Source organism: uncultured Tateyamaria sp. (assembly GCF_947503045.1).
Classification (GTDB): Bacteria; Pseudomonadota; Alphaproteobacteria; order Rhodobacterales; family Rhodobacteraceae; genus Tateyamaria.
In genome coordinates this window covers 466,251-489,729 of record NZ_CANNCF010000002.1, presented here as the reverse complement: position 1 = coordinate 489,729, position 23,479 = coordinate 466,251, and the positions used below count along the sequence as shown (strand labels likewise).

22 protein-coding genes and 1 pseudogene are annotated in these 23,479 nt (G+C 62.2%); 15 read left to right on the top strand and 8 right to left on the bottom strand.

Features of this window, described 5'->3' with window-relative positions; translation table 11 throughout:
• The first annotated feature begins 12 nt into the window (after positions 1 to 12).
• The 3 genes from Q1A89_RS10830 to Q1A89_RS10820 are packed head-to-tail and all read left to right on the top strand — an operon-like array spanning position 13 to position 3,792.
• Positions 13 to 1,470: a biotin carboxylase gene (locus Q1A89_RS10830; protein ID WP_299727497.1), complete on the top strand. Its 1,458-nt coding sequence runs from the start codon at positions 13 to 15 to the stop codon at positions 1,468 to 1,470.
• 12 nt (positions 1,471 to 1,482) lie between these two features.
• On the top strand, positions 1,483 to 2,454 hold the full coding sequence (locus tag Q1A89_RS10825; RefSeq protein WP_299727494.1) for a C45 family peptidase: 972 nt from the start codon (positions 1,483 to 1,485) through the stop codon (positions 2,452 to 2,454).
• Between the two features lie 12 nt (positions 2,455 to 2,466).
• Positions 2,467 to 3,792 (top strand): aspartate aminotransferase family protein, encoded by a 1,326-nt coding sequence (locus Q1A89_RS10820; RefSeq protein ID WP_299727491.1) that lies wholly within the window; start codon positions 2,467 to 2,469, stop codon positions 3,790 to 3,792.
• Between the two features lie 51 nt (positions 3,793 to 3,843).
• On the opposite strand, the pseudogene Q1A89_RS10815 reads toward Q1A89_RS10820, so the two are convergent.
• Both Q1A89_RS10815 and Q1A89_RS10810 read right to left on the bottom strand, forming a co-directional pair.
• Positions 3,844 to 4,397 (bottom strand): annotated as a pseudogene (locus Q1A89_RS10815) (ABC transporter permease); the annotation flags it as partial.
• A gap of 122 nt (positions 4,398 to 4,519) precedes the next feature.
• Complete coding sequence (locus Q1A89_RS10810) at positions 4,520 to 5,410, bottom strand: hydrogen peroxide-inducible genes activator (RefSeq protein WP_299727488.1); 891 nt, start codon at positions 5,408 to 5,410, stop codon at positions 4,520 to 4,522.
• A 220-nt stretch (positions 5,411 to 5,630) separates the two neighbouring features.
• Here Q1A89_RS10810 and katG point away from each other — a divergent pair, with 220 nt between their 5' ends.
• From katG to Q1A89_RS10785, 5 genes are all read left to right on the top strand, one after another.
• The gene (katG, locus tag Q1A89_RS10805) at positions 5,631 to 7,808 is read left to right on the top strand and encodes a catalase/peroxidase HPI (protein ID WP_299727485.1); all 2,178 of its coding nucleotides are present in this window, start codon (positions 5,631 to 5,633) and stop codon (positions 7,806 to 7,808) included.
• A 132-nt stretch (positions 7,809 to 7,940) separates the two neighbouring features.
• The gene (aspS, locus tag Q1A89_RS10800; RefSeq protein ID WP_299727482.1) at positions 7,941 to 9,791 is read left to right on the top strand and encodes an aspartate--tRNA ligase; all 1,851 of its coding nucleotides are present in this window, start codon (positions 7,941 to 7,943) and stop codon (positions 9,789 to 9,791) included.
• Positions 9,792 to 9,888: 97 nt separating this feature from the next.
• Positions 9,889 to 11,280 (top strand): DUF1800 domain-containing protein, encoded by a 1,392-nt coding sequence (locus Q1A89_RS10795; protein ID WP_299727479.1) that lies wholly within the window; start codon positions 9,889 to 9,891, stop codon positions 11,278 to 11,280.
• Between the two features lie 10 nt (positions 11,281 to 11,290).
• The gene (locus Q1A89_RS10790; protein ID WP_299727476.1) at positions 11,291 to 12,463 is read left to right on the top strand and encodes a DUF1501 domain-containing protein; all 1,173 of its coding nucleotides are present in this window, start codon (positions 11,291 to 11,293) and stop codon (positions 12,461 to 12,463) included.
• Between the two features lie 145 nt (positions 12,464 to 12,608).
• On the top strand, positions 12,609 to 13,334 hold the full coding sequence (locus tag Q1A89_RS10785) for a GNAT family protein (protein WP_299727473.1): 726 nt from the start codon (positions 12,609 to 12,611) through the stop codon (positions 13,332 to 13,334).
• A gap of 9 nt (positions 13,335 to 13,343) precedes the next feature.
• Here Q1A89_RS10785 and Q1A89_RS10780 read toward each other — a convergent pair whose 3' ends face one another.
• Entirely contained in the window at positions 13,344 to 14,063 is a 720-nt protein-coding gene (locus Q1A89_RS10780) for a response regulator (RefSeq protein ID WP_299727470.1), read from the bottom strand.
• Between the two features lie 132 nt (positions 14,064 to 14,195).
• On the opposite strand from Q1A89_RS10780, the gene mce reads away from it, so the two are divergent.
• Together mce and Q1A89_RS10770 are read left to right on the top strand one after the other, a co-directional pair.
• The gene (mce, locus tag Q1A89_RS10775) at positions 14,196 to 14,600 is read left to right on the top strand and encodes a methylmalonyl-CoA epimerase (protein WP_299727467.1); all 405 of its coding nucleotides are present in this window, start codon (positions 14,196 to 14,198) and stop codon (positions 14,598 to 14,600) included.
• Positions 14,600 to 14,875, top strand: coding sequence for a DUF1467 family protein (locus Q1A89_RS10770; protein WP_299727464.1), 276 nt, complete (start codon positions 14,600 to 14,602; stop codon positions 14,873 to 14,875). Before mce ends, Q1A89_RS10770 begins: the two co-directional genes overlap by 1 nt.
• Here Q1A89_RS10770 and Q1A89_RS10765 read toward each other — a convergent pair.
• The 3 genes from Q1A89_RS10765 to Q1A89_RS10755 all read right to left on the bottom strand — a co-directional run bounded on the left by Q1A89_RS10765 (position 14,862) and on the right by Q1A89_RS10755 (position 16,951).
• On the bottom strand, positions 14,862 to 15,551 hold the full coding sequence (locus Q1A89_RS10765) for an EI24 domain-containing protein (RefSeq protein ID WP_299727461.1): 690 nt from the start codon (positions 15,549 to 15,551) through the stop codon (positions 14,862 to 14,864). The genes Q1A89_RS10770 and Q1A89_RS10765 overlap by 14 nt on opposite strands.
• Positions 15,548 to 16,126, bottom strand: coding sequence for a nitroreductase (locus Q1A89_RS10760; RefSeq protein ID WP_299727458.1), 579 nt, complete (start codon positions 16,124 to 16,126; stop codon positions 15,548 to 15,550). Before Q1A89_RS10760 ends, Q1A89_RS10765 begins: the two co-directional genes overlap by 4 nt.
• A 339-nt stretch (positions 16,127 to 16,465) precedes the next feature.
• Positions 16,466 to 16,951, bottom strand: a complete 486-nt coding sequence (locus Q1A89_RS10755; RefSeq protein ID WP_299727455.1) for a VOC family protein — start codon at positions 16,949 to 16,951, stop codon at positions 16,466 to 16,468.
• A gap of 266 nt (positions 16,952 to 17,217) precedes the next feature.
• On the opposite strand from Q1A89_RS10755, the gene Q1A89_RS10750 reads away from it, so the two are divergent.
• The 4 genes from Q1A89_RS10750 (at position 17,218) to Q1A89_RS10735 (ending at position 19,854) form a co-directional block, all read left to right on the top strand.
• Complete coding sequence (locus Q1A89_RS10750; protein ID WP_299727452.1) at positions 17,218 to 18,363, top strand: lytic murein transglycosylase; 1,146 nt, start codon at positions 17,218 to 17,220, stop codon at positions 18,361 to 18,363.
• 371 nt (positions 18,364 to 18,734) lie between these two features.
• Positions 18,735 to 19,046 (top strand): metalloregulator ArsR/SmtB family transcription factor, encoded by a 312-nt coding sequence (locus Q1A89_RS10745; RefSeq protein ID WP_299727448.1) that lies wholly within the window; start codon positions 18,735 to 18,737, stop codon positions 19,044 to 19,046.
• A complete protein-coding gene (locus Q1A89_RS10740) occupies positions 19,039 to 19,464 on the top strand; it encodes an SRPBCC domain-containing protein (RefSeq protein WP_299727445.1) in 426 nt (141 codons plus the stop codon). The genes Q1A89_RS10745 and Q1A89_RS10740 overlap by 8 nt, the downstream gene beginning before the upstream one ends.
• A gap of 12 nt (positions 19,465 to 19,476) precedes the next feature.
• Complete coding sequence (locus Q1A89_RS10735) at positions 19,477 to 19,854, top strand: DUF1761 domain-containing protein (protein ID WP_299727442.1); 378 nt, start codon at positions 19,477 to 19,479, stop codon at positions 19,852 to 19,854.
• A gap of 27 nt (positions 19,855 to 19,881) precedes the next feature.
• Here the strand turns inward: Q1A89_RS10735 and trpS are convergent, their stop codons facing one another.
• The gene (gene trpS, locus Q1A89_RS10730; protein WP_299727440.1) at positions 19,882 to 20,901 is read right to left on the bottom strand and encodes a tryptophan--tRNA ligase; all 1,020 of its coding nucleotides are present in this window, start codon (positions 20,899 to 20,901) and stop codon (positions 19,882 to 19,884) included.
• Between the two features lie 69 nt (positions 20,902 to 20,970).
• Between trpS and Q1A89_RS10725 the strand changes: the two genes are divergently transcribed.
• Complete coding sequence (locus Q1A89_RS10725; protein ID WP_299727438.1) at positions 20,971 to 21,654, top strand: rhomboid family intramembrane serine protease; 684 nt, start codon at positions 20,971 to 20,973, stop codon at positions 21,652 to 21,654.
• 223 nt (positions 21,655 to 21,877) lie between these two features.
• Here Q1A89_RS10725 and murJ read toward each other — a convergent pair whose 3' ends face one another.
• Positions 21,878 to 23,416, bottom strand: coding sequence for a murein biosynthesis integral membrane protein MurJ (gene murJ / locus Q1A89_RS10720; RefSeq protein ID WP_299727435.1), 1,539 nt, complete (start codon positions 23,414 to 23,416; stop codon positions 21,878 to 21,880).
• Positions 23,417 to 23,479: the final 63 nt, after the last annotated feature.

Sequence of the window (23,479 nt, the reverse complement as noted above, 5' to 3'; positions counted from 1 at the left end):
AAGGGCCACACCATGCCAACAGTTCTCAAGAATATCTCGGAAATCCGTCGGTTCTTTCATCGCAACGACGACCCGATCTATTTCATCTCGGCCACCAACTTTAATCTTCTGGGCCTCGACGAATGGGTCAAGAATTTCAAATATATCTGCTACATCGACTGCTATGGCGGCAAGCATCCCAACGTGTTCTGCCCGTCCGAACAGCCCCATGCGGAATTCCAGTCCATCGAGGACATCAACAATTATCTGCTGCAGCACAAGGAAGTCATCGACTTTATCAAGCGCCGTGGCGGCAAGCCCAAATTCGTCTTTCTGATGTTTGATGAAGAGACCGAGCGTTTGTCCAAGGAGCTGGGCGCGCAGGTCTGGTTCCCAAAGGCCAAGCTGCGGTCTTCCATGGACAACAAGATCGAAACCGTCCGCATCGGCAACAAGGCCGGGGTTCCGTCCGTGCCAAACGTGCTGGCCGAGGTCACGTCCTACGAAAACCTGCGCGAGACCTGCGAGAAGGCCAATATCGGCCACGATCTGGTCTTGCAGTCCGCCTTTGGCGACTCTGGTCACACCACGTTCTTTATCAAGTCCGAGGCCGATTTCCGTCGACATGAACACGAGATCATCGGCGAGGGTGAGATCAAAATCATGAAGCGGATCGACTGCCGTGGATCGGCGATCGAGGCCTGCGCGACCAAAGAGGGGACAATTGTCGGCCCGTTGATGACCGAACTTGTCGGTTTCAAGGAATTGACCCCCTATCGGGGCGGCTGGTGTGGCAACGAAATCCTCTCCACCGCCTTCCCGCCCAAAGTGCGTCAGAAGGCCCGCGAGATGACGTTCAAATTCGGTGAGCAACTCCGCAAGGAAGGCTATCGTGGCTATTTCGAGCTGGATTTCCTGATCGACAAAAAGACCAACGACATCTGGCTGGGCGAGCTGAACCCGCGCATTACCGGGGCCTCGTCCATGACCAACCATGCGGCCTTTGCCCATGCCGACGCGCCGTTGTTCCTGTTCCACCTGCTTGAATTCTCGAAAAAGAAATTCGATCTGGATACGTCCGAACTGAACGACCGGTGGGCCAACCCCGACATGATCGACAGTTGGTCGCAGATGGTCATTAAGCACACCGACGACACCGTCGACATCTGCACCAGTGCGCCTGAAACCGGTATCTACAAGATGCTCGAAGACGGGCGCGTAGTCTTTGACCGGTTCGACTATCACCGTCGCGCCGTGGAATCCGAGAGCGAGGCGTTCTTCCTGCAGATCATGCAGCCGGGCAGCTATCGCTATGAGGGCGCCGATATCGGTATCCTCGTGACCCGTGGCCGCTCCATGACCAAAGGTTTCCAGTTGAACGAGCGCGCGAAAAAGTGGATCCACGGCATCAAGCAAACCGTGGACGGCAAGGCGCTGCCCGTGGCCCATGCCGAACCGGCGATCGCGGACCCAGCGTTCAAGATCCTGTAAAGGAAAACACCTATGCTTTGGCGCGCCCTTCGCGAAGACACGCCCGGTCCCAAGTGGGCCGGGCTGTTTGCCGAGTATTGGCCGGATTACAAACGCTGGTGGCTGAAAGAAGGGGATGCGGCCCGCCCGTCCTATCTGGAAAGTCGTCGCGCGCTTGAACAGCATATGCCCGAAATGATGCCGCTGTACGATTCCTTGTGCGAGCTGGCCGGGGGTGGCGATCAGGCGGCGCGTTTCCTCAGTTTTTACTGCCCGCCGCCCTACCTGTCGGCATGTTCACAGGCGATCTGGACCGGCGAAGAACCCGTGCTGGTGCGCAATTACGACTACAATCCCAACGCCTTTGACTGCCTTTTGTTGCGTACAGGCTGGCAGGGACGGCAAGTCATTGGCACCTCGGACGGGCTGTGGGGGCTTGTGGACGGGATGAACGATGCGGGCCTTTCGGTCTCTTTGACCTTTGGTGGGCGCAGCATAGTAGGCAGCGGCTTTGGCGTGCCGCTGATCCTGCGTTACGTGCTGCAGACCTGCGAGACGGCCGAAGAGGCGGGCAAGGTGCTCGCCCGAATTCCGACGCACATGAGTTACAATGTCACCGTGCTGGATGCCAAACGCCACTATCTGACGGCCATGGTTGCGCCCGACCGCCCGGCCGTGATCACCCATGCCGCCGTGGCCACCAACCATCAGGAAAACGTCGAATGGGTCAGCCACGCGCGGTTCACCGCCACCGTTGAACGCGAGCGGTTCCTGCTGCAGCGCCTCACGCTGCACCGTGATCCCGAAGACAAGTTCATCAGCGCCTTCCTGCGCCCGCCGCTTTATTCCACCGCCTTCGAGGCGGGGTTCGGCACGCTTTACACGGCCGTCTATCGCCCCCGTCTCGGCGAGATGGAGGTGCGCTGGCCCGGCACCGTCTGGGCGCAGTCATTCACCGATTTTCAGGAAGGTGGCCGCCGCGTGCAAATCCCCGGAGCCGCATAACAGGAGAAGCCGATGTCGCATATTTTTCCCCGCCATACCAAACAGTTACCCCCAACGGCTGTGCGCGGAGAGGGGTGTTACCTATTCGACGAGACCGGCAAGCAATACCTGGATGCCTCGGGCGGCGCGGCTGTGTCCTGCCTTGGCCATGGCGATCAGTTGATCATCTACGCGGTCAAGGCGCAGCTCGACAGTCTGGCCTATGCCCATACCGGCTTTTTCACCTCGGACCCTGCCGAGACATTGGCCGATCTGCTGATTGAGCACGCTCCTGGTGATCTTGACCGGGTCTATTTGGTCTCCGGCGGGTCCGAAGCGATGGAGGCCGCGCTGAAGCTCGCCCGACAATACTATGTCGAGAAAGGAGAGCCGAACCGGGGCCGCGTGATCGCCCGCAAGCAAAGCTATCACGGGAATACGATGGGTGCGCTTTCGGCGGGCGGAAACGCGTGGCGACGCGCGCAATTTGGCCCCTTGCTGATCGACATGAGCCATATTGATCCCTGCTACGAATACCGTCTGCGCCGCGATGGCGAAACGCTGGAAGAGTACGGGATCCGGGCCGCCAACCTGCTGGAAGAAGAGTTGCTGCGTGTCGGTCCCGAGACGGTCATGGCCTTTGCCGCCGAACCCGTGGTGGGCGCCACCGCAGGCGCGCTGACCGCCGCGCCGGGCTATTTCAAGCGCATCCGTGAAATCTGCGATCAATACGGCATTCTGCTGATCCTTGATGAGGTCATGTGTGGGATGGGGCGCACCGGCAGTCTCTTTGCCTGCGATCAGGACGGAGTCGCGCCGGATATTCTGTGCATCGCCAAAGGGTTGGGGGCTGGGTATCAACCCATCGGTGCGATGCTGTGCAGCCGCCACATCTACGAAACGATCGAGAATGGCAGCGGTTTTTTTCAGCACGGGCACACCTATCTGGGCCACCCGACCGCAGCGGCAGCGGGCGTTGCAGTGGTCAACGCCATGCTGGACCGCAACCTGATTCCGCGTGTGAAGACGCAAGGCGACAAGCTGATGGCGGCCCTGCAGGCCGAGTTTGGTCAGCATCCGAATGTCGGAGACATCCGGGGCCGGGGCCTGTTTCAGGGTGTTGAGTTGGTCGAAGATCGCGAGACGAAGACGCCCTTTGCCGCTTCGCGCAAGATCGCCGGGCGCATCAAGACGGCGGCCTTTGAGGCGGGCCTGATCTGCTATCCCATGAGCGGGACAATTGACGGGCAGAACGGCGATCACGTGCTGCTCGCGCCGCCCTTCATCATCAGTGACGACCAGGTCGACGAGTTGGTCACCAAGCTGTCAGGCGCAATTGAGACCGCGCTGCAGGCCTGAGGTTCAATCCGTGGCGTTGAACACGAACAGCGACAGCGCGATGAAGACAAAGTCCCCTTTCGAGGTTTCAAGGGCGATGGCGGTGGTCAGCACGCGCGGGATGTGATCGATATTGCCGCCCGCGATGATGATCGCACCCATCCAGCCAATGGCGCGCCCGAACCCGACCAGCGCGGCGGTGAGCAGCTCACGTCGCCCGTCCCACAACAGCGTGCGGACCCGCTCGCCCGGCGTCGTGTTCAGGGATATCAGCAGGTCGTGACATTCGGCCCACAATTCGCGAATGGCCTGATAAGTGATCGACATGATCAAGGGCGGGATGATGACAACCTGGGCAATGATCATGGCGGTGGCGGTGAACAGCAGGCCCATAACGCCAAACGGCCCACCGCGCGGCAACAGCAGGTAGCCGATCAGGCCGAGGACAACGGAGGGCAGACCCATGAGAGCATTGAGCGTCATGATGGCTGCAGGGCGGTATTTGAACCGGCGCATGGCCAGCCATGTGCCCGCTGTCAGCGGGATGATGCAGGCCACGAATAGCGCCTTGAGCTCACATGCAGTGAGCGCCGCGTGATTTCCACTAGGTCCGCATCAAGCCGCATGATCAGCTAACAGGCCGCGCGCAGGCTGTCCAAAATCTCTATCATGCGTGACCCGCCTTGTCGTCGGGGTCCGTTGGTTTCGGGTGTGGCTCAACGCGTCGCGTGGACCGTGCAAAAGGGGCTCAGGGCCGCGCGGCGGTCTTCACGATCGCGCCAATCTGCGCTAGCGCATCAGCCATCGGGTTCGTCTTGCGCCAGACAAGCCCCACCGTCCGCATCGGCGCTGGCGTTTGGAAACGGGTCACGCAGACCGGGGCTGAGCGGGTTTCGACCCCCACAGCCATGTCGGGGATCAGGGTGACGCCAATGCCCGCGCCCACCATTTGCACCAGCGTAGACAGCGAACTGCCGTCCAGCCCATCGCGCGGGCGGGACGGGCTGATATTGCAGAAGGACAGGGCCTGATCGCGGAAACAGTGCCCTTCCTCGAGTAGCAGCAGGCGCATGTCCTCAAGCGCGCCCGGTGGTACAGGCGGGGCACCTGCATCGCGTTCGGGGCGCACCAGCACCATTTCCTCGGTGAACAGGGGCAGTTCGCTCAGCGCGGGTTCCTCGATCGGCAGGGCGACAATCGCCGCATCAAGCTGCCCATCCAGCAATTCGGCTGTCAGGCGCGGAGTGACGGTTTCGCGAATGTGCAGGTCGATCTGGGGAAAGGCGTCGGTGACGTCCGCGATTATCCGGGGCAGCACATAAGGCGCGATGGTGGGAATGACCCCAAGGCGCAAACGCTCGAACGTGCCAGAGCGTGCGGAGTCAGCCCATTCGCCCATATCCGCAACCTCGCGCAGAATGGCGTTGGCGCGTTTGCCAAAGGCCTCGCCGCGCGCGGTGAGGCGGACGTGACGGGGCCCGCGTTCGAACAGGGCAAAGCCGAGGCTCTCTTCGAGGTCCTTGATCTGCACCGACAGGGCGGGTTGCGAAATGGCGCAGCGCTCTGCGGCGCGGCCAAAGTGCCCCTCGCGGGCGAGGGCATCGAAATAGCGCAACTGGCGCAGGGTGAGGCTCTTCATAAGGCAAAGCTATTATCACGATAAAGAAATGCAACTTAAACTAATGAATTTCCCTTGGTATGGTCGCCGTGATCAATAAGGGGGGAAGACAGGGCGTGGCCGAATCAAAAGTATGCCTGCCCCACATTCGTGACCTTGTTGGACCAATTGCGATGTCAGGCTGGACTGGGTTCCGCCCTGGCTTACTTCGCTGACTGATAACCTTTGATCGGAGACACACATGGACGGAAATGACAGCGGTAAATGCCCGGTGATGCACGGTGCGAGCCTCGCGAGCACCTTTGGCGGGCGCACCAACGAAGACTGGTGGCCCAATGCGCTGAAAGTTGACGTGCTGCACCAGCATGGCAAGCCCACCGATCCGATGGACGCCGACTTTGACTATCGCGAAGCGGTCAAGGGACTGGACTATGACGCGATCAAGGCCGACCTGCATGCGCTGATGACCGACAGCCAGCCGTGGTGGCCAGCCGATTGGGGGCATTACGGTGGCCTGATGATCCGGATGGCGTGGCACGCGGCGGGGACCTATCGCACCTTTGACGGGCGTGGTGGCGGTTCGACCGGAAACCAGCGCTTTGCGCCGCTGAATTCGTGGCCTGACAATGCCAGCCTCGACAAGGCGCGCCGTCTGCTGTGGCCGATCAAGAAGAAATACGGCAACGCGATTTCCTGGGCTGACCTGATGCTGCTCGCGGGCAACATCGCCTATGAATCCATGGGGTTCAAAACCTTTGGCTTTGGCTTTGGCCGCGCGGATATCTGGGCACCGGAAACGGACATCAACTGGGGCGTGGAAGAGGAATGGCTGGCCCCGTCCGAGAACCGCTATGAGGACCTCGAAGACACCTCGACCATGGCCGACCCGCTGGCGGCGACACACATGGGCCTGATCTATGTGAACCCCGAAGGCGTGAACGGCGAACCCAACCCGGCGCGCACCGCGCTGCATGTGCGTGAAACCTTTGCGCGCATGGCGATGAACGACGAGGAAACCGCAGCCCTCGCGGCAGGCGGCCACACGGTCGGCAAAGCGCACGGCAATGGCGATGCCTCTGTTCTGGGTGCCGAGCCCGAGGGTGGCAGCATCGCGGATCAGGGCTTTGGCTGGGCCAACCCGAACCAGACGGACAAGGCCAGCTCGCTTGTGACCTCCGGCATCGAAGGGGCGTGGACGACCGAGCCCACCAAGTTTGATATGGGCTATTTCAAGCTGCTGTTCGGCTATGAGTGGCAGTTGACCAAATCACCTGCCGGGGCAAACCAGTGGGAACCGATCGACATAAAGGAAGAGGACATGCCGGTCGATGCCTCTGATCCATCCGTGCGCCGCATGCCGATGATGACGGACGCGGACATGGCGATGAAGGTCGACCCGATCTACCGCGAAATCTGCGAAAAGTTCATGGCGGACGAGGCCTATTTCCGCGACACCTTTGCGCGGGCGTGGTTCAAGCTGACCCACCGCGACATGGGCCCCAAGGCCAACTATATCGGCCCCGATGTGCCCGCCGAGGACCTGATCTGGCAAGACCCGATCCCCGCCGGCAAGTCCGATTATGATGTGGCAGCCGTCAAGGCCAAGATCGCGGACGCTGGCCTCAGCCAGTCCGACATGATCACAACCGCATGGGACAGTGCGCGCACGTTCCGTGGGTCGGACAAGCGGGGCGGGGCCAATGGTGCCCGCATCCGTCTGGCACCGCAGCGCGACTGGGAAGGCAACGAAAGAGACCGCCTCGACGGCGTGTTCAAAAAGCTGGAGCCCATCGCCGCAGAAACCGGCGTATCGCTGGCAGATATCATCGTGCTGGCGGGCAACATGGGGGTCGAAGCGGCGGCCAAGGCGGCAGGCTTTGACGTCAAGGTGCCGTTCAGCCCCGGACGGGGCGACGCGAGTGAAGAGATGACCGATGTGGACAGCTTTGATGTGCTCGAACCGCTCTCGGATGGGTTCCGCAACTGGCATTCCGACCGCGCCCACAAGAGCCGCGAAGATTTGCTGCTGGATCGGGCGCAATTGCTGGGCCTGACGGGGGCGGAACTGACCGTGCTCTTGGGCGGCATGCGGGTGCTGGGCACCAACCATGGCGGCACGGACCACGGTGTGTTCACAAACCGGGTCGGGCAGCTCACGCAGGACTTTTTTGTCACTCTGACGGACATGTCCTATGTCTGGAAACCGGCAGGCGAGGGGGTCTACGAGATCTGTGATCGCGCCAGCGGCAAGACCAAGTATACCGCCACCAGCGCGGACCTCGTGTTTGGATCGAACTCGATCCTGCGGGCCTATGCCGAGGTCTATGCGCAGGACGACAATGCCGCCAAATTCGTGCACGACTTTGTCGCTGCATGGGCCAAGGTGATGGACAACGACCGCTTTGACTTGGCGGCCTGATCGGCCCCAAGCCTGACAGAACCCGCGCGGGCCTCGAAAGGGGCCCGCGTTTTCAGTTTGCGCGCTTGACTTTCCTGCCCCCGGGCGGTGTATCTGCGCCGAATTCCGACACGCGCCGAAAGGGCCTTTCCCATGCATGCATACCGCTCACACACCTGTGCCGCTCTGACGTCGGCCAATGTGGGCGATACCGTGCGCCTGTCGGGCTGGGTCCACCGCGTGCGCGACCATGGCGGTGTGATGTTCATCGACCTGCGCGACCACTATGGAATGACGCAAGTGCTGTGCGACCCCGACAGCCCGGTCTTTGCCGACGTCGAAAAGGTGCGCAGCGAATGGTGCGTTCGCATCGACGGTGAAGTGAAGGCGCGCGATGCGTCGCTGGTGAACCCCAAGATCCCCACGGGCGAGATCGAAGTGTTCGTGCGCGACATGGAAGTGTTGGGCGATGCGGGAGAATTGCCGCTGATGGTGTTCGGCGATCAGGAATACCCCGAGGAAACCCGCCTGACCTACCGCTATCTCGACCTGCGCCGCGAGAAAATGCAGGCCAACATGAAGCTGCGTTCGGATGTGGTTGCATCCTTACGCAAGCGCATGTGGGATCAGGAGTTCCGCGAATACCAGACGCCGATCATCACTGCGTCCTCGCCCGAGGGTGCGCGCGACTTCCTCGTGCCGTCGCGTCTGCATCCGGGCAAGTTCTATGCTCTGCCGCAGGCTCCGCAACAGTTCAAGCAGCTGTTGATGGTGTCGGGCTTTGACAAGTATTTCCAGATCGCGCCCTGTTTCCGCGACGAAGACCCACGTGCTGACCGTTCGCCCACCGACTTTTACCAGCTCGACCTCGAGATGTCCTTTGTCACCCAGCAGGATGTGTTCGACACAATCCAGCCGGTGCTGACTGGCGTGTTCGAGGAATTTGGCGGCGGCAAGAAGGTCGATCAGACGTGGGAACAGATCAGCTATCGCGATGCGGCCTTGTGGTATGGGTCGGACAAGCCCGACCTGCGCAACCCGATCAAGATGCAGGTGGTCAGCGAGCATTTTGCAGGTTCCGGTTTTGCCATCTTTGCCAAGCTGCTGGAGCAGGATGGCACTGAAATCCGCGCAATTCCCGCGCCGAAAGGTGGCAGCCGCAAGTTCTGTGATCGCATGAACGCCTATGCCCAGAAGGAAGGGCTGCCGGGGATGGGTTACATCTTCTGGCGCGAAAAGACTGCCGATTCCGTGGCTCAGGAACTGGGTATCCCGGTGAAAGAGGCGCAGGCCAAGCTGAAATCCGGCGAGGTCGAGGGTGGCATGGAAGCCGCAGGCCCGCTGGCCAAGAACATCGGACCCGAGCGGACCGAAGCGATCCGCCAGCAACTTGGTCTTGGTGTCGGCGACGCGGCGTTCTTCCTCGGCGGCAAGCCCAAGACTTTCGAGGCCATCGCAGGCCGTGCACGCAACGTGATCGGGGCCGAGTTGGGGCTGACGGACGAAGACCGCTATGCCTTTGCCTGGATCGTCGATTTCCCGATCTACGAGCGGGACGAGGAAACCGGCAAGATCGACTTTGAACACAACCCGTTCTCCATGCCGCAGGGCGGGATGGAGGCGCTGCAGGGCGATCCGCTGGAGGTTCTGGGCTATCAATACGATCTGGCCTGCAACGGCTACGAACTCGTGTCCGGCGCGATCCGGAATCACCGCCCCGAGATCATGTTCAAGGCCTTCGAGATCGCAGGCTATGACGAAAGTGAAGTGCGCAAACGTTTTGGCGGCATGGTCAACGCTTTCCAATATGGCGCGCCCCCTCACGGTGGTTGCGCCGCCGGAATCGACCGGATCGTGATGCTGCTCGCGAACGAGGCGAACATCCGCGAAGTCATCCTGTTCCCGATGAACCAGCGGGCCGAAGACCTGATGATGAACGCGCCCTCCGAGCCGACAAGCGATCAGCTGATGGAACTTGGTCTGCGCGTCATTCCGCAGGACTAGGCGATCCTTTGCACATCGTGAGCGCCGGTCGGGTGCGCGCCGCAGCACCTTGTGCTAGGTTGCCTCATCTCGTGAGGTAACGCGCCGGGTACCGTGAATGCGCAGCTTTGATCCCCAACTGGCGGAAATACGGTTCGGCTATGGGCTGTCACCGGACATCGCGGCCCCGCGCGATGCGACGCAGATTCTGGACGGGCTTGCCGCACCGGATGACATGGCGGCGCGCTATCCGACCGAACCGTTCCGCACCTTTCTCGACCGCTCGGTCGCGGCGCAAGCCACCCGCGTCATGGAACGCAAGAACCGCGGCACCCCGCAGGAAAAGCAGGCCAGGCAAGAGCGTCAGCAACTCAACCGGGATGCGCGAAAGGCATGGATCGGCTGGGTGGGGCAAAACCTGTGGCGGCGTAGTTTCACGGACACGGCCTTTCGCGAACGGCTGGTGGCGTTCTGGGCCGATCACTTTACCGCGCGGGGCAAGGTTGGCGTGTTTCGGCGCGCCACGACGCCTTATATCGATGATGCCATCCGCCCGGCGATCACCTTGCGCTTTGCCGATCTGCTGCAATCGGCGGTGATGCATCCGGTGATGCTGGACTATCTGGATCAGGCGCGCTCGATGGGGCCAAACAGCCGTGTGGCCAAACGCAGGGCGGGGCGCAAGCCCTCGGGAATGAACGAGAATCTGGCACGCGAAGTGCTTGAGCTGCACACATTGGGCGTCGGTGCGCCGTATACACAGACGGACGTGACCGAGCTGGCCAAGCTGTTCACGGGCATGACCTATCAGGCCAAGAAAGGGTACTATTTCCGCGCCGGTTTTGTCGAACCGGGGGCGGAGAGAGTGCTGGGTCAAACCTATGCGGATGCGTGGGATGACGGGTCTGTGCGCGCCGCGCTCGAGGATCTCGCGATGCACCGTTCCACCGCGCGCCATATCGCGTGGAAACTGGCGGTGCATTTCACTTCGGACGATCCGGAAGCGGCGCTGGTCGATGCGCTTGAGGCGACATATCTGGCCCATGACGGGGCGTTGATGCCGGTCTATGCGACCCTGCTGGATCACCCCGCGTCGTGGCAGCCGCAGTTGGTCAACGCGAAACCACCCATTGATTTCGTGTCCTCCGCCATCCGGGCCCTATCGCCCGCACAGGACGTTGCCGGTGCGGCCACACCCAAGCAGTTTATCAAGTTTATCCTCAGACCACTGGCCCAGATGGGGCAGGCGTGGGAGCAGCCCATCGGCCCGGATGGCTGGTCCGAAAACGATGCGGACTGGATCACGCCGCAGGGGATCGCGGCCCGTGTCACATGGGCGATGCAGGTCCCGCGGCATGTGCGCAACCCGCTGCCTGACCCGCGCGTGTTTGTGGAGACGACCCTTGGCGGTTTTGCGGATGAGCCGGTGCGCTTTGCCGCCGCCGCCGCCGAAAGCAAGCCCGAAGCCATCGGGATTGTTCTGATGTCACCGGCCTTTCAACGCAGATAGGAGCCTGATCATGCCCGCCGCCCTGTCCCGCCGCGACTTCTTGTTCCGCTCAGGCCTTGTGGGCTGTTCGCTGGCGGCCAGTCCGCTGCTGACCCCGGTCAGCTTCGCCGCCGCGCCTTGGGACACGCGCCTTGTGGTAATCATCCTTCGCGGCGGAATGGATGGTCTGGACGTGGTGCAGCCTTATGGCGACCCGGCCTTTGCCGCGTTACGCGCGACCCTCTCGGGGGGACCTGAGCAAGGCGCACATGATCTTGATGGCTATTTCGCGCTGCATCCGGGGCTCGGGGCGCTGATGCCCATGTGGCGCGCTGGGCAGTTGGCCTTTATGCATGCCGTCTCGACCCCTTATCGCGACAAGCGTAGCCATTTCGACGGTCAGGACCTGCTGGAGGCGGGGACGGCCACCCTGTCGGGTGCGCGGGATGGTTGGCTCAATCGGATGCTGCAGGCGGTGCCGGGGGTGACTGCGCAGACGGCCTATGCGATCGGGCGCGACAACATGCGCTTGCTGACCGGTGCGGCGGATGTAGCGAATTGGTCGCCGGATGCCGAACTTACACTCAGCCCGCGGGCCGAACGGCTGCTCGATCTGGTCACGGAACCCGATCCGGCCCTGCACGCCGCGTTGTCCGAGGCGCGCCTTTTGGCGGCAAGCGGGCCGGGACCGGACAAGAAGCGCGCAGCCGATCATGTGCAAGTGGCGGAATTCGCTGCGCTCCAACTTTCGGCAGAATCGCGCATCGCAGCGTTTTCACTGAACGGATGGGACACCCATGGCGGTCAGAAACGGGCGCTGGGCAACGCGCTGGGGCGGCTCGCTGACACGTTGCTGACGCTGGAAAAACGGATGGCGGGTGGTGTCTGGGACAAGACGGCTGTGGTTGCGATGACCGAGTTCGGGCGCACCGTGCGCCAGAACGGGACCCAAGGCACCGATCACGGAACCGGTGGTTTGATGGTGCTGGCCGGGGGCGCGGTGCGTGGCGGACGCGTCTATGGCCAGTGGCCGGGCCTGGGCGAAGGAGACCTTTATCAGGATCGTGACCTCATGCCGACGGGAGATGTGCGTGCCCATGCCGCCTGGATCATGCGTGGGCTGACGGGTCTTGATCACGCGGCGCTTGAGGGGGCGGTGTTCCCTGGACTCGATATGGGGCGCGATGCCGGGCTGTTGCTGTAAGGCATCTGGTTTGGCGTGATGGGATGGCTGAAATCACGTCTCGAACAACCTGCGGTAGCCCGATACGGCATCGATTCTCAGAATTCGGATGCGCAAGGTGACAATGATGTTTCAGCTCGGCAGGCAAGTGCTGTAACGTCCCGGTATGTTTGAGCTTTATCGCCCCCACAACAATCTGGTTCCGGACTGGACTCCGCCGCCTGCGCCGGACGACACCCTAGTCCTTGACGGCGCCTATTGCTGTCTGGAACCGCTGGTGGCTGAAAAGCACGCCGCGTTGCTTTATCGCTCATATGTGGGTCAGGATCATGTGTGGGACTATCTGCCTTATGGCCCGTTTTCGTCGTCGTCCCAGTATCACCGCTGGATTCGCGAAACCGAAGAGGACAGCAGCGTCGAGTTCTTTGCCGTCATGAACAGGATCAGCGGCGCCTATGAAGGTGTCGCCAGTTTCCTGCGCATCGCCCCACAGGCAGGCAGTATCGAAGTTGGGCACATCAATTTCAGCCCGGCCCTGCAGCAGACCCGCGCGGCGACTGAGGCGCTTTATATGATGATGGCGTGGAGTTTTGACGCGGGATACCGCCGGTTTGAGTGGAAATGCGATGCGCTGAACGTGGGATCGCGCCGGGCCGCGCAGCGTCTGGGCCTCAGCTATGAAGGGGTGTTTCGTCAGGCGACCGTGGTCAAGGGGCGCAATCGGGACACCGCCTGGTTTGCCGCCATCGACGCGGAATGGCCAGCGTTGAAAGAGGCGTTTCGTGTCTGGCTGGACCCGGCCAATTTCGATGATAAGGGCCGACAGAAAGAGCGCCTGTCAGACCTCACGCAATTGGTGCGGGCCGCCGAGGACCCTTCGCTTTCGGGGTGATCCCGGAATTCAGATTGCGATCTTGTCGGACAGTCTGCGTTGTACAAGCCCGGCCACTGTTGCCGCCTCGGATGCCGCAGAATCGCCGCGTGCCCGTTTGGCGGCCAGCAGGGCCGTCGCCTGCATCAACTCGCTGTCATCGGCGCTGCGGGCAACGCCGCCAAGAAACTGCGCGATATAGTCGAGAGTCCGGGTATCATTGGCGCCTTCCATGACATCGGCCACATGCGCCATGTCATCGCGATAGGCGATGGGATCGGGTTCCACCACCTCTTTGGGAACGGGGCGCGGGCCGGTGGGGTGTCGGTCCTTGGGCAGATGCGACAGGATCTTGTCCTGAAATTCTGCCAGCGAAACAATGGGTTTGCCCAGATACCCGTCGGCGCCGGCGTCCATCACGATGGCCTCGCTGTCGGCATCACCGGACAGGCCAAGGATCACGTCGGGGCGCTGGTTGGACGGGGCAAGTTCGCGAATCAGGTCCGACCCGTTGCCATCCGGCAATCCCACATCGATGATCGCCACCGAAGGGCGGTAGACCTGCAAATGCCGGCGGGCAGCGCGCAGCGTGTCGGCGCGCCTGATCCGGGCGCCACTGCGCAAACACAGGAGGCGCAAGGCCTCGCAGGCAAATCGGCTGTCTTCAATCACCAGCACCGTCAGCCCCAGCAGGGGTCGCATGGCGGTGGGGGCCGGATAGTTAGGCGCAAACGGGTCGTTCGTATCCATTTTCATTCTCCAGGCAGCTATTGCGACTCATCGTTACGTGTCGATACCTAACAGGGCGTTAACGCCACACTTGCATGGTGTTCCCGGCTTGGCGATAAGGGCGCAAATTTATCCCGTTCACAGGAGCTTTGCATGATTGGTCGCCTGAATCACGTAGCCATTGCCGTGCCCGATCTTGAGGCCGCTGCCGATCAGTACCGCACGGCCCTTGGCGCCAATGTCGGCGCGCCGCAGGACGAGCCGGACCATGGCGTCACGGTTATTTTCATCGAGTTGCCCAACACCAAGATCGAGCTGCTGTATCCCTTGGGCGATAACAGCCCGATCAACGGGTTTCTGGAAAAGAATCCGTCGGGCGGCATCCACCATGTCTGCTATGAGGTCGAGGATATTATCGCCGCTCGCGATCATCTCAAGGCCAGCGGCCTGCGGGTTCTGGGCGATGGCGAGCCCAAGATCGGTGCCCATGGCAAGCCCGTCCTGTTCCTGCATCCCAAGGACATGAACGGCACCCTGACCGAGTTGGAGCAGGTCTGATGGGGATCACCTCGGCCCTCGTTCTGTACGCCGTGATCTGGTGGATGTGTTTCCTGATCGCACTGCCGATCAAGGTGCAGACCCAGGGCGATCTGGGCAAGATCGAACCGGGCACCCATGCCGGCGCGCCCGAGCATCATCACACCAAGCGCAAGGCCCTGATCGTGACCGGTGTGGCCGCGGTTCTGTGGTGCATCATCGCCGGGATCATCCTGTCGGGATGGATCACACTGGGTGATCTGAGCTGGTTCGATCGGGCGCTCAAGCCGTTGTAATCTTGTGATAAAGATGGGTGAATGTGGCCGCTCCGATGATCGGGATCAGCAGGTTCACCAGCGGAATGGACAGCGGGATCGCCATCAGCGTACCCGCCAGCCAAATAGTGCCGGAATGGGCGCTGCGCAGTTCCTTGGCCCGCTTGCGCCCCACGCGGCGCATGGCCGCGAGCGTGAAATATTCACGCCCCAGCAGGAACCCGTTCAGCCCCCAGAAGATGAAAATCGCCGTGGGCGGAAACATCACATAGAGGATCAGCGCGAGGATATTCGCCGCGATCAGCACGCCGAGAAAATTTACCGTGTCGACCAGCGCATCGCCAAAGGGCACCTTGGACGCAGGCGGCAGGTGGGGGTAGTGGCGGTCTTCGACGGCGGCGGCGACTTCGTCCAGAAACATCGAGGTGATGGCCGAGGCCACGGGCATCATCAGAAAGATCGACAGCGCGAAAAACAGAAAGAACGACCCCCAGCTGATCACGTCATCAAGCCAGGTGATTTCGCCGACCCATGGCACGCTCACGCTGTCGGATGTCAGAGTGCCGATCAGCCAGACAAAGCCTGATGTCGCCCCGATCAGCAGCGCGATTGTGAGGGCAATACCGAGCAGGAGGACGCGGCGAAACCGGGCGTCTCCGATCTGCCCGAGGGCGGCAAAGAAGGATGTCAGGATCATGCGTCGACCCATGTGGTGAGGGTGGCTAGGTCCGGGCGCGGGCGCTCGGGCGGGGCGCTGGTTTCGGTGCCGATGTGGATCAGCCCTGCGATCCGTTCGTGTTCTGCAAGTCCAAGTGCTGATTGCATAAATTCCCGATCATGGCTGGGCCAGCCGCTGAGCCAATTGGCCCCCCACCCCGCCGCAAGTGCGGCGTTGAGCAAGGCGAGACAGACCGCTCCGGCGGAGTAGGTCTGTTCCAGCGCGGGGATTTTTTCGGATGGTTTTTGCACCTCGATCACGGCCACAGCGAGGTGACCCTGATCGAACTGGCTGCGCCCCTTGGTGATCTGTTCGGGATCGAGCCCCATGGCCTCTCCGCGTGCCTGTGCCGCGGCGGCCAGACGGGGCATCGCACCCTTGCCCAACACGATGAAGCGCCAGGGTTCCAGCTTGCCATGATCAGGGGTCCGCGCAGCGGTTGTCAGCAGGGTTTCGAGCGTGCCGCGATCGGGCACGGGCTCGGCCAGCGTTTTGGCCGGGCGAGAGCGCCGCGTTTGCAGAAAGTCGAGCGCAGTGGGGTTGGGTGCGGGCATATGTTACGCCTTTTTACATACTCAGTTCCATGTCGTGGCGAAGGGCGGCGACGTCAAGGGGTTAAAGGCCCAATTCTGTGGCCATACGGTCGATTTCACCGATCAGGTGCGCGTCCAGACATGACCCCCGTTTTGATGGCGGCAACGTGGCGGAAATCAGGGGAGGACGCAACGTACGGTGGGCCGTTGGGCCCGGGCGACGCGAATCAGGGTTAACGGCATAGAAAACAGGGGAATGCGCTGTGCACCAGGCGTACACAGGGCGTGCACACACTGTGCACCGATTTGTGCACCGGGGCGGGGTTAACGGGGCGTGCGGTGGTAAACCTTAGCGAAGCCTTAACGCGCCTCGGCCAGCAGCGCGTCCACGTCGAGGCGGGTGTTGACCATCCTGAGCGCTCCGTTTTCGTCCCGTGGCCAGTCGGCGCGCGGGCGGTCACGATAGAGCTCGACGCCATTGCCATCGGGGTCGCGCAGATAGACGGCCTCGGACACGCCGTGATCGGCGGCACCATCCAGCGGCGTGCCGTGATCAAGCACCCGCTGCACCGCCGCCCCAAGCGAGGCGCGGTCCGGGAACAGAAAGGCGCTGTGATAAAGCCCGGCCGCCCGTTCCGGCGCAGGCCCCGCGCCAAGGGAATGCCACGTGTTGAGCCCGATATGGTGGTGATAGTCGCCCGCCCCGAGAAAGGCCGCCTGATCGCCGTAACGCTGGGTGAGCGTGAAACCGAGGACGTCGCCATAGAAGTGGATCGCCCGTTCAAGGTCGGTGACCTTCAGGTGGATGTGACCGACTTGGGTTTCGGGGGGCGCTTTTGCGGGCATGGGATGTCTCATCGTGTTGGGCTGGGTTGAACCTGTGCGGTTCTGCGTTTTGTCGCAACCGGTATGCGCGCGCAGGATTGGTGCAGGGATGCAGATGTGACGCTGGGGTGGTGGGGGCTGTTTTCTGACGCAGAAAACCGCGTATGGAGCGGAAACCAAGTCGGTTTCCGGCCGGTCTTTGCGTCAAAGACCGGGGCAGCAAGACCGCGCTTGCGTGAAAGGCGCGACGCGCTAGGCTGCGCAAAAGCATAGAGGTGAGCAGACCCATGAATGTGACACGCAGAACTGCCCTGTTGAGCATCGGCGCTTTTGGTCTTGCCGGGTGCAGCACGGGCAGCGGCGTGGTGGCGCCGTCCCGGTCCGCAGGTGCCGCCGGATTGCCTGCCGATTTGCGGCCCGCGCCGAATGCGGCCTATGACGCGTGGGTGCGGGCATTTCGTGCCCGCGCGGGTGCGCAGGGGCTGTCGGAGGCGACATTGGCTGCGGGTTTTCGCGGCACAGGCTATTTGCCCGGCGTGGTCAAGCGCGACCGCAATCAGGTCGAATTTTCCCGCACGCTTGAGGATTACCTGTCCATCGCCGCCAGCGACGAGCGGGTCAGCAAGGGCCGCGCCGCCTTTGCCCGCCACCGCAGCACGCTGGACGCGGTCGAGGCGCGCTATGGCGTGGCCCCCGAGATCGTGACGGCGATCTGGGGGCTTGAGAGCTTTTTCGGCGAGCGGCGCGGCAATGTGCCTGTCGTCTCAGCCACGTCGACGCTGGCCTTTGACGGGCGGCGCGGGGCGTTCTTTGAAAAGCAGTTGGTGGCCGCCCTCAAGATCCTGCAATCAGGGGATGTCGCCCCGGCTGATCTGAAAGGGTCATGGGCCGGTGCGATGGGGCATACGCAGTTTATCCCCACATCTTATCAAGCCTTTGCGGTCGATTTCACCGGGGACGGGCGGCGCGATATCTGGTCGGAGGATCCCACAGATTCGCTCGCCTCAACCGCCGCTTACCTGTCGCGCAATGGCTGGACCAAAGGTCTGCGCTGGGGTCGGGAAGGGCCCGGGCCGGGTCGGTCGATCACGCCGCAACCGGGCGGGCCGTCCTTTAGCGTGACGTCGAATTTCAATGCGATCAAGCGGTATAACAACTCGGATTCCTATGCGATCGGGGTGGGTCATCTGGCGGACCGGATTGCCGGGGGAGGCCCCTTGCGCGGCAGTTTCCCGCCGGATCGCTATGGGCTGACCAAGGACGACCGGGTGGCGCTGCAACAGCGCCTGACGGCAGCCGGATTCGACACCGGTGGCGCGGATGGGGTTCTGGGACCAAAGAGCCAGGCGGCGATTTCGGCCTATCAGACGAGTATCGGGCAAGAGGCGACGGGAGAGCCGTCGGTTGCGCTGTTGCGGCGTTTGGGCGGGTAGGTTTGGTTGCTGCGCTAGCGGTAGCTGGGTCGTCGCCATCCCGTCATGCCAAAGGCATGCCGATCTGTTGTTGGCGCACGTGCGGTGCGACGGGACGGGCTGGCCCCTCTCGGCAGATTTGGCCCGGGCCAAATCGCCTACCGGGAAATGGGTGACCCGGCGTCTTCGGCTTGAGTCCGGGTTGAGTGGTGCGTTGTTCCAATGGCTGTTTCGTCCGACGGATGGTCGGTTGTGCCTGTCCGAGCCATTGCGCTGGCAACGGCTGACTGTTTTGTCGACTGCCATCAATCACCCAAACGGTTGACTGACAGCGGGGTGCGTTGTTATTCACCCATATGGTTGAACGAATCACATCAGATGTTTTGAGCGACTTGCTCAAGGCCGCCAGCGATCCGACGCGGCGGGCTATTCTGACGCTTTTGGCGCAAAACGGTCCGATGCGCGTGACGGATATTCACGGTCAGTTCGATATGAGCCTCAACTCCGTATCCAAGCACATCAAGGTGCTGGAACGGGCGGGACTGGTGAAGCGCCGGACCGATTGGCGCGAGCATTTGATCGAGGTCCAGATGGGCCCGCTTTCGGAAATTGACAAGTGGTTCGCTGACCTGCGCTCGATCTGGGATCTCAGGTTGGACGCGCTTGATGCATTGATAACAAAGGGAAATGAAGAAGATGAATGATCTCAATCTGACAGTGGAGCGCACGATCAAAGCCGCCCAAACGGATGTGTTCAACGCGTGGTTAAACCCGGACATGCTGCGCCAGTTCATGATGCCTGCGTCTGGCATGTCGGTGTCCAAGGCCTCCAATGAGCCGAAAGAAGGCGGGCGGTTTGAAATCGTCATGGTTGCCGGGGAGGATGAGATTCCGCACTCCGGGACCTACCGTGAGATCAGCCCGCATGATCGAATCGTTTTCACCTGGGAGAGTCCGTATTCGGTGGAGGACAGTACGGTCACTTTGGCCTTTGCGCCGACCGAAGACGGCACGCGCGTCACTCTCACCCATGTGCGATTTCGCGACGAGGAAACACGGGACAATCATCAGGGCGGCTGGACGGGTATCCTCGGCGCCCTTGAAACAGCTCTGGCCGCATAGACAGGAAAAACGATGGATATTGCACTCATGAATTGGGCGGCTGTTGTCGTCGGAACGATCGCGGCGTTTGGTTTGGGCATGCTTTGGTTTTCGCCAAAGCTGTTTGGCAAGGCCTGGGCGGCGGGGAGCCATGACATCACCACGCCGGACTCGCCGCCGATCCTTGCGATGATCATCCAGTTTGCAGGTACGGCCCTGTTGGCGCTGGTGGTTGGGATCACTGAAACCAATCAGGCGATCATGACCGCCATAGGCGCGATCATGGCCGTGGCCCTGATCGTGGCCGGGATGGACCTGTTCAGTCAGAAATCAGGCAAGGCCACGATGATTGACGCAGGCTATGTCGTCGCTGCGGGCGTCGTGATGATCCTTGCGCAGGGGCTGATTTAGCGCGGGCGCAATCGTGGCAAGGTCGCCTCAGCCGCCAACCATCCCCACGATGTCGTAGGTCTGTTTCAGGATCGGCGCGGTGATCTCGCGGGCCTGTTCGGCGCCGCGTGCGAGGATGCGGTCGATTTCTGCCGGATCATCCATCAACCGTGCCATCTCGGTCGAGATGGGGGCCAGTTTGGCCACGGCCAGATCGGCCAGCGCGGGTTTGAAACTGCCGAACTGGGCGCCGCCATGTTCGGCCAGCACCTGATCGACGCTAATGTCCGCAAGCGCAGCGTAGATGTTGACGAGGTTGCGCGCTTCGGGGCGGTCATCCAGCCCCTTGGCCTCGCTGGGCAGCGCGTCGGGGTCGGTTTTGGCCTTGCGGATTTTCTTGGCGATGGTGTCTGCGTCATCGGTCATATTGATGCGGCTGGCGTCCGAGGCGTCGGATTTGGACATCTTTTTGGAGCCGTCGCGCAAGCTCATAACCCGCGTCGCTGCCCCTTCGATCACCGGTTCGGTGATGGGGAAGAAATCGACGCCATAGTCGTGGTTGAACTTGATGGCGATGTCGCGGGTCAGTTCCAGATGCTGTTTCTGATCGTCGCCCACAGGCACGTGCGTGGCGTGATAGATCAGGATGTCGGCGGCCATGAGGGCCGGGTAGCCGAACAGGCCCAGCGACGCGTTCTGGGCGTTTTTGCCGGCCTTGTCCTTGAACTGGGTCATGCGCTGCATCCAGCCCATGCGGGCGACGCAGTTGAAGATCCACGCCAGTTGCGCGTGTTCGGGCACCTGGGACTGGTTGATCAGGATGGATTTGTCGGGGCTGATGCCGGAGGCGATGAACCCGGCGGCCAGTTCGCGCGTGTTGTGGCGCAGCTTGGCCGGGTCCTGCCAGACGGTTATCGCGTGCAGATCGACCATGCAATAGATCGTCTCGTACGCCTCTTCCTGCATCGACACGAACCGTTTGATTGCGCCAAGATAGTTGCCGAGCGTCAGCCCGCCGGAGGGCTGGATTCCGGAGAAGACTCGGGGGGTGAAAGCGCTGTTCGTCATTGGACCCTCTGGGCAAAACTGTCCGGCTGGCTTACCCATGGGGGCAACAAGCGTCAAGCAGGCCCACCCATGTCCGATCATCGCGAACCAAGCCCCGTAAATCCGCTGCCGCCCGCCGTGTGGCTGCTGTTCCTTGCCCTTGCTCTGCCCGAGCTGATTTTCAGCGCGGGCGAGGCTGGACTGGCCGGAGGCGCGGGGGCTGTGGGCTGGCGTCTGAACGCGCTCAACACGTTTTCCTTTTCCGGGGATGCGTTCGATTTCATGGTCGAAAATGCCCGTCTGCTGCCCGAGCACATGATGCGTTTTGTGACCTATCCCTTTGTCTTTGGCAGCTTTACCTCGTCACTGTTTGCAGGGGTGATCCTGCTGGCCATGGGCAAGATGGTGGGCGAGGTGCTGGGCGGCTGGGCCGTGGTGCTGATGTTCTTTCTGTCCGGCATTTTTGGCGCGCTGGTGTTCGGGCTGGTCACGAACGAGCCTTGGTTGGTTGGCGCTTATCCTTGCGTCTACGGGCTGATCGGCACCTACACGTTTCTTTATTGGCAGCGGCAGGTCGCGACGGGTGGTCCGCAAAGTCAGGCCTTTATGCTGATTGGCGTTTTGATGGGCATTCAGTTGCTGTTTGGAGTGCTGTTCCAGACGGGTCTGGGCTGGATCGGGGAGTTGTCGGGGTTTGTCGCGGGCTTTGCGCTGACGGCCTTTGTGGTGCCGGGCGGCATGGCGCGAGTGATGGCGGTGTTGCGGCGGCGGTAGGGTGTGTCGGGGTGGGCCAGCCCGGCGGCCGCAAGGCGGCCCTGATTTCGGGCGAGGACGCGACAAAGTTCTGATGAGGTCTTTCGCCTGGAATTCAGGACCTGCCCGACGGCAACGTCGGGCCGCGCCGGTCCGCCCCCACGGGGCGGCGCTTTTGCACAACGGATAGCCATTTCGCGGCTTGGCGATGCGCGGCGGGGCTTTGCCCCTTGAATCCGCGTGGTCAGCGCCGCCTGACCGCGCCTTTGATCTCGGTCAGTTTCAGCGCGCCGAACATCTGTGCCGCCCCGAAATAGCTGGCTACGCCAAGGGCGATCAGCCCCAGCAGCGCGCCATAGCGGACAAAGTCGGTGCCCAGAGCCGGTTTCAGCAGAACAGCCATGATCCACATCACAGCGCCCATCGCGAGGGCGGCGGCCAGAATGCGGGGCAGGCGGCGGCGATAGCGGGCGTCGACCTCGACCGTGTCACCCATGCCGCGCAGACCCCAATAGAGCAGGCCCAGCATCGCCCAGCCTGCCACCGTGGTGGCCAGCGCCGGGGCAATCCAGCCCACGACCGGCGCAAGACCCACCGCGATCGCGGCATTGATCACCATGGCGACTACGGCAAAGTGGAACGGGCGGCGCGTGTCGCCGCGTGCGAAATATTGCGGCTGCACCACCTTTTGCAGCACGAAGGCGGGCAGTCCGAGCCCGTAGATGGCCACGGCAAAGGCGATGGCGGCCACGTCATCCACCCCCGTCTCGCCCCGTCCGAAGAGGACGGACACCAGCGGCAGCGGGATCACCACCAGTGCGACGGCAGAGGGGATCGTGAGGGCCATGGCGAACTCGCTGGCGCGGGAATAGGCGTCGCGCGCGCCGCTCATGTCCTCTGCCTTGAGGCGGCGTGACAGGTCCGGCAGCAGTACGATCCCGACGGCGATTCCCACCACGCCAAGGGGCAGTTGGTAGAGCCGGTCGGCGGCAAAAAGCCAGCTGACTGCGCTGTCATATTGGCTGGCCACGAGTTGGCCGACCACGAGGTTGATCTGCATCACGCCGGTAGCAAGTGCCGCGGGCACGGCGGTGCGCACCATCAGGCTCATATCCGGAGTCCAGCGCGGCAGGCCGGGTTTGAGCGCAAAGCCTGCTTGCGCCGCCGCCCCCCATGTGAGCGCCAGTTGCGCGACACCTGCCGCCGGGATCACCCAGATCAGCCATGTGATGATCGTGCCCCCCGTGGCCCATGCCAGCCCCATCGCCGCGATGACAAAGATGTTGAGCAGGACGGGAGCGGCGGCGGCAGCGGCAAAGCGGCCCGTGGCGTTGAGCACACCGGAAAACAGCGCAGAGAGCGACATGAAGAAGATGTAGGGAAAGACGATGCGTCCGAAGCCGACGGTGAGGTCGAACCGCTCGGCATCGAACCCGCCTGCCGTGGCCCAGACCAGCGCGGGCATGAAGATCATCGCCAGTCCCGTCAGCAGCAATGTGGCCAGCGCGAGCCCGTTGAGCGCATCGCGCCCGAAACGCGCGGCATCCTCGCCCCCTTCGACCTTGGCCGAGAACATCGGCACGAAAGCGGCGTTGAACGCCCCTTCGGCGAAGAAGCGGCGGAACATGTTGGGCAGGCGGAAGGCCGCGACAAACGCGTCCATCAGTGGCCCCGGCCCGATCAGGCCCAACAGCATGATCTCGCGCACAAATCCGAGGATGCGGCTGGCCAGCGTCCAGAAGCCCACGGTCAAAAAGCCGGACATGAGGCGGATCGGTTTCATGTGCGTTGGCGTAGCGTCTGGCGGGGGGCGGCGCAACTGGGCAGATGTGCAGGGGCTGTGCAG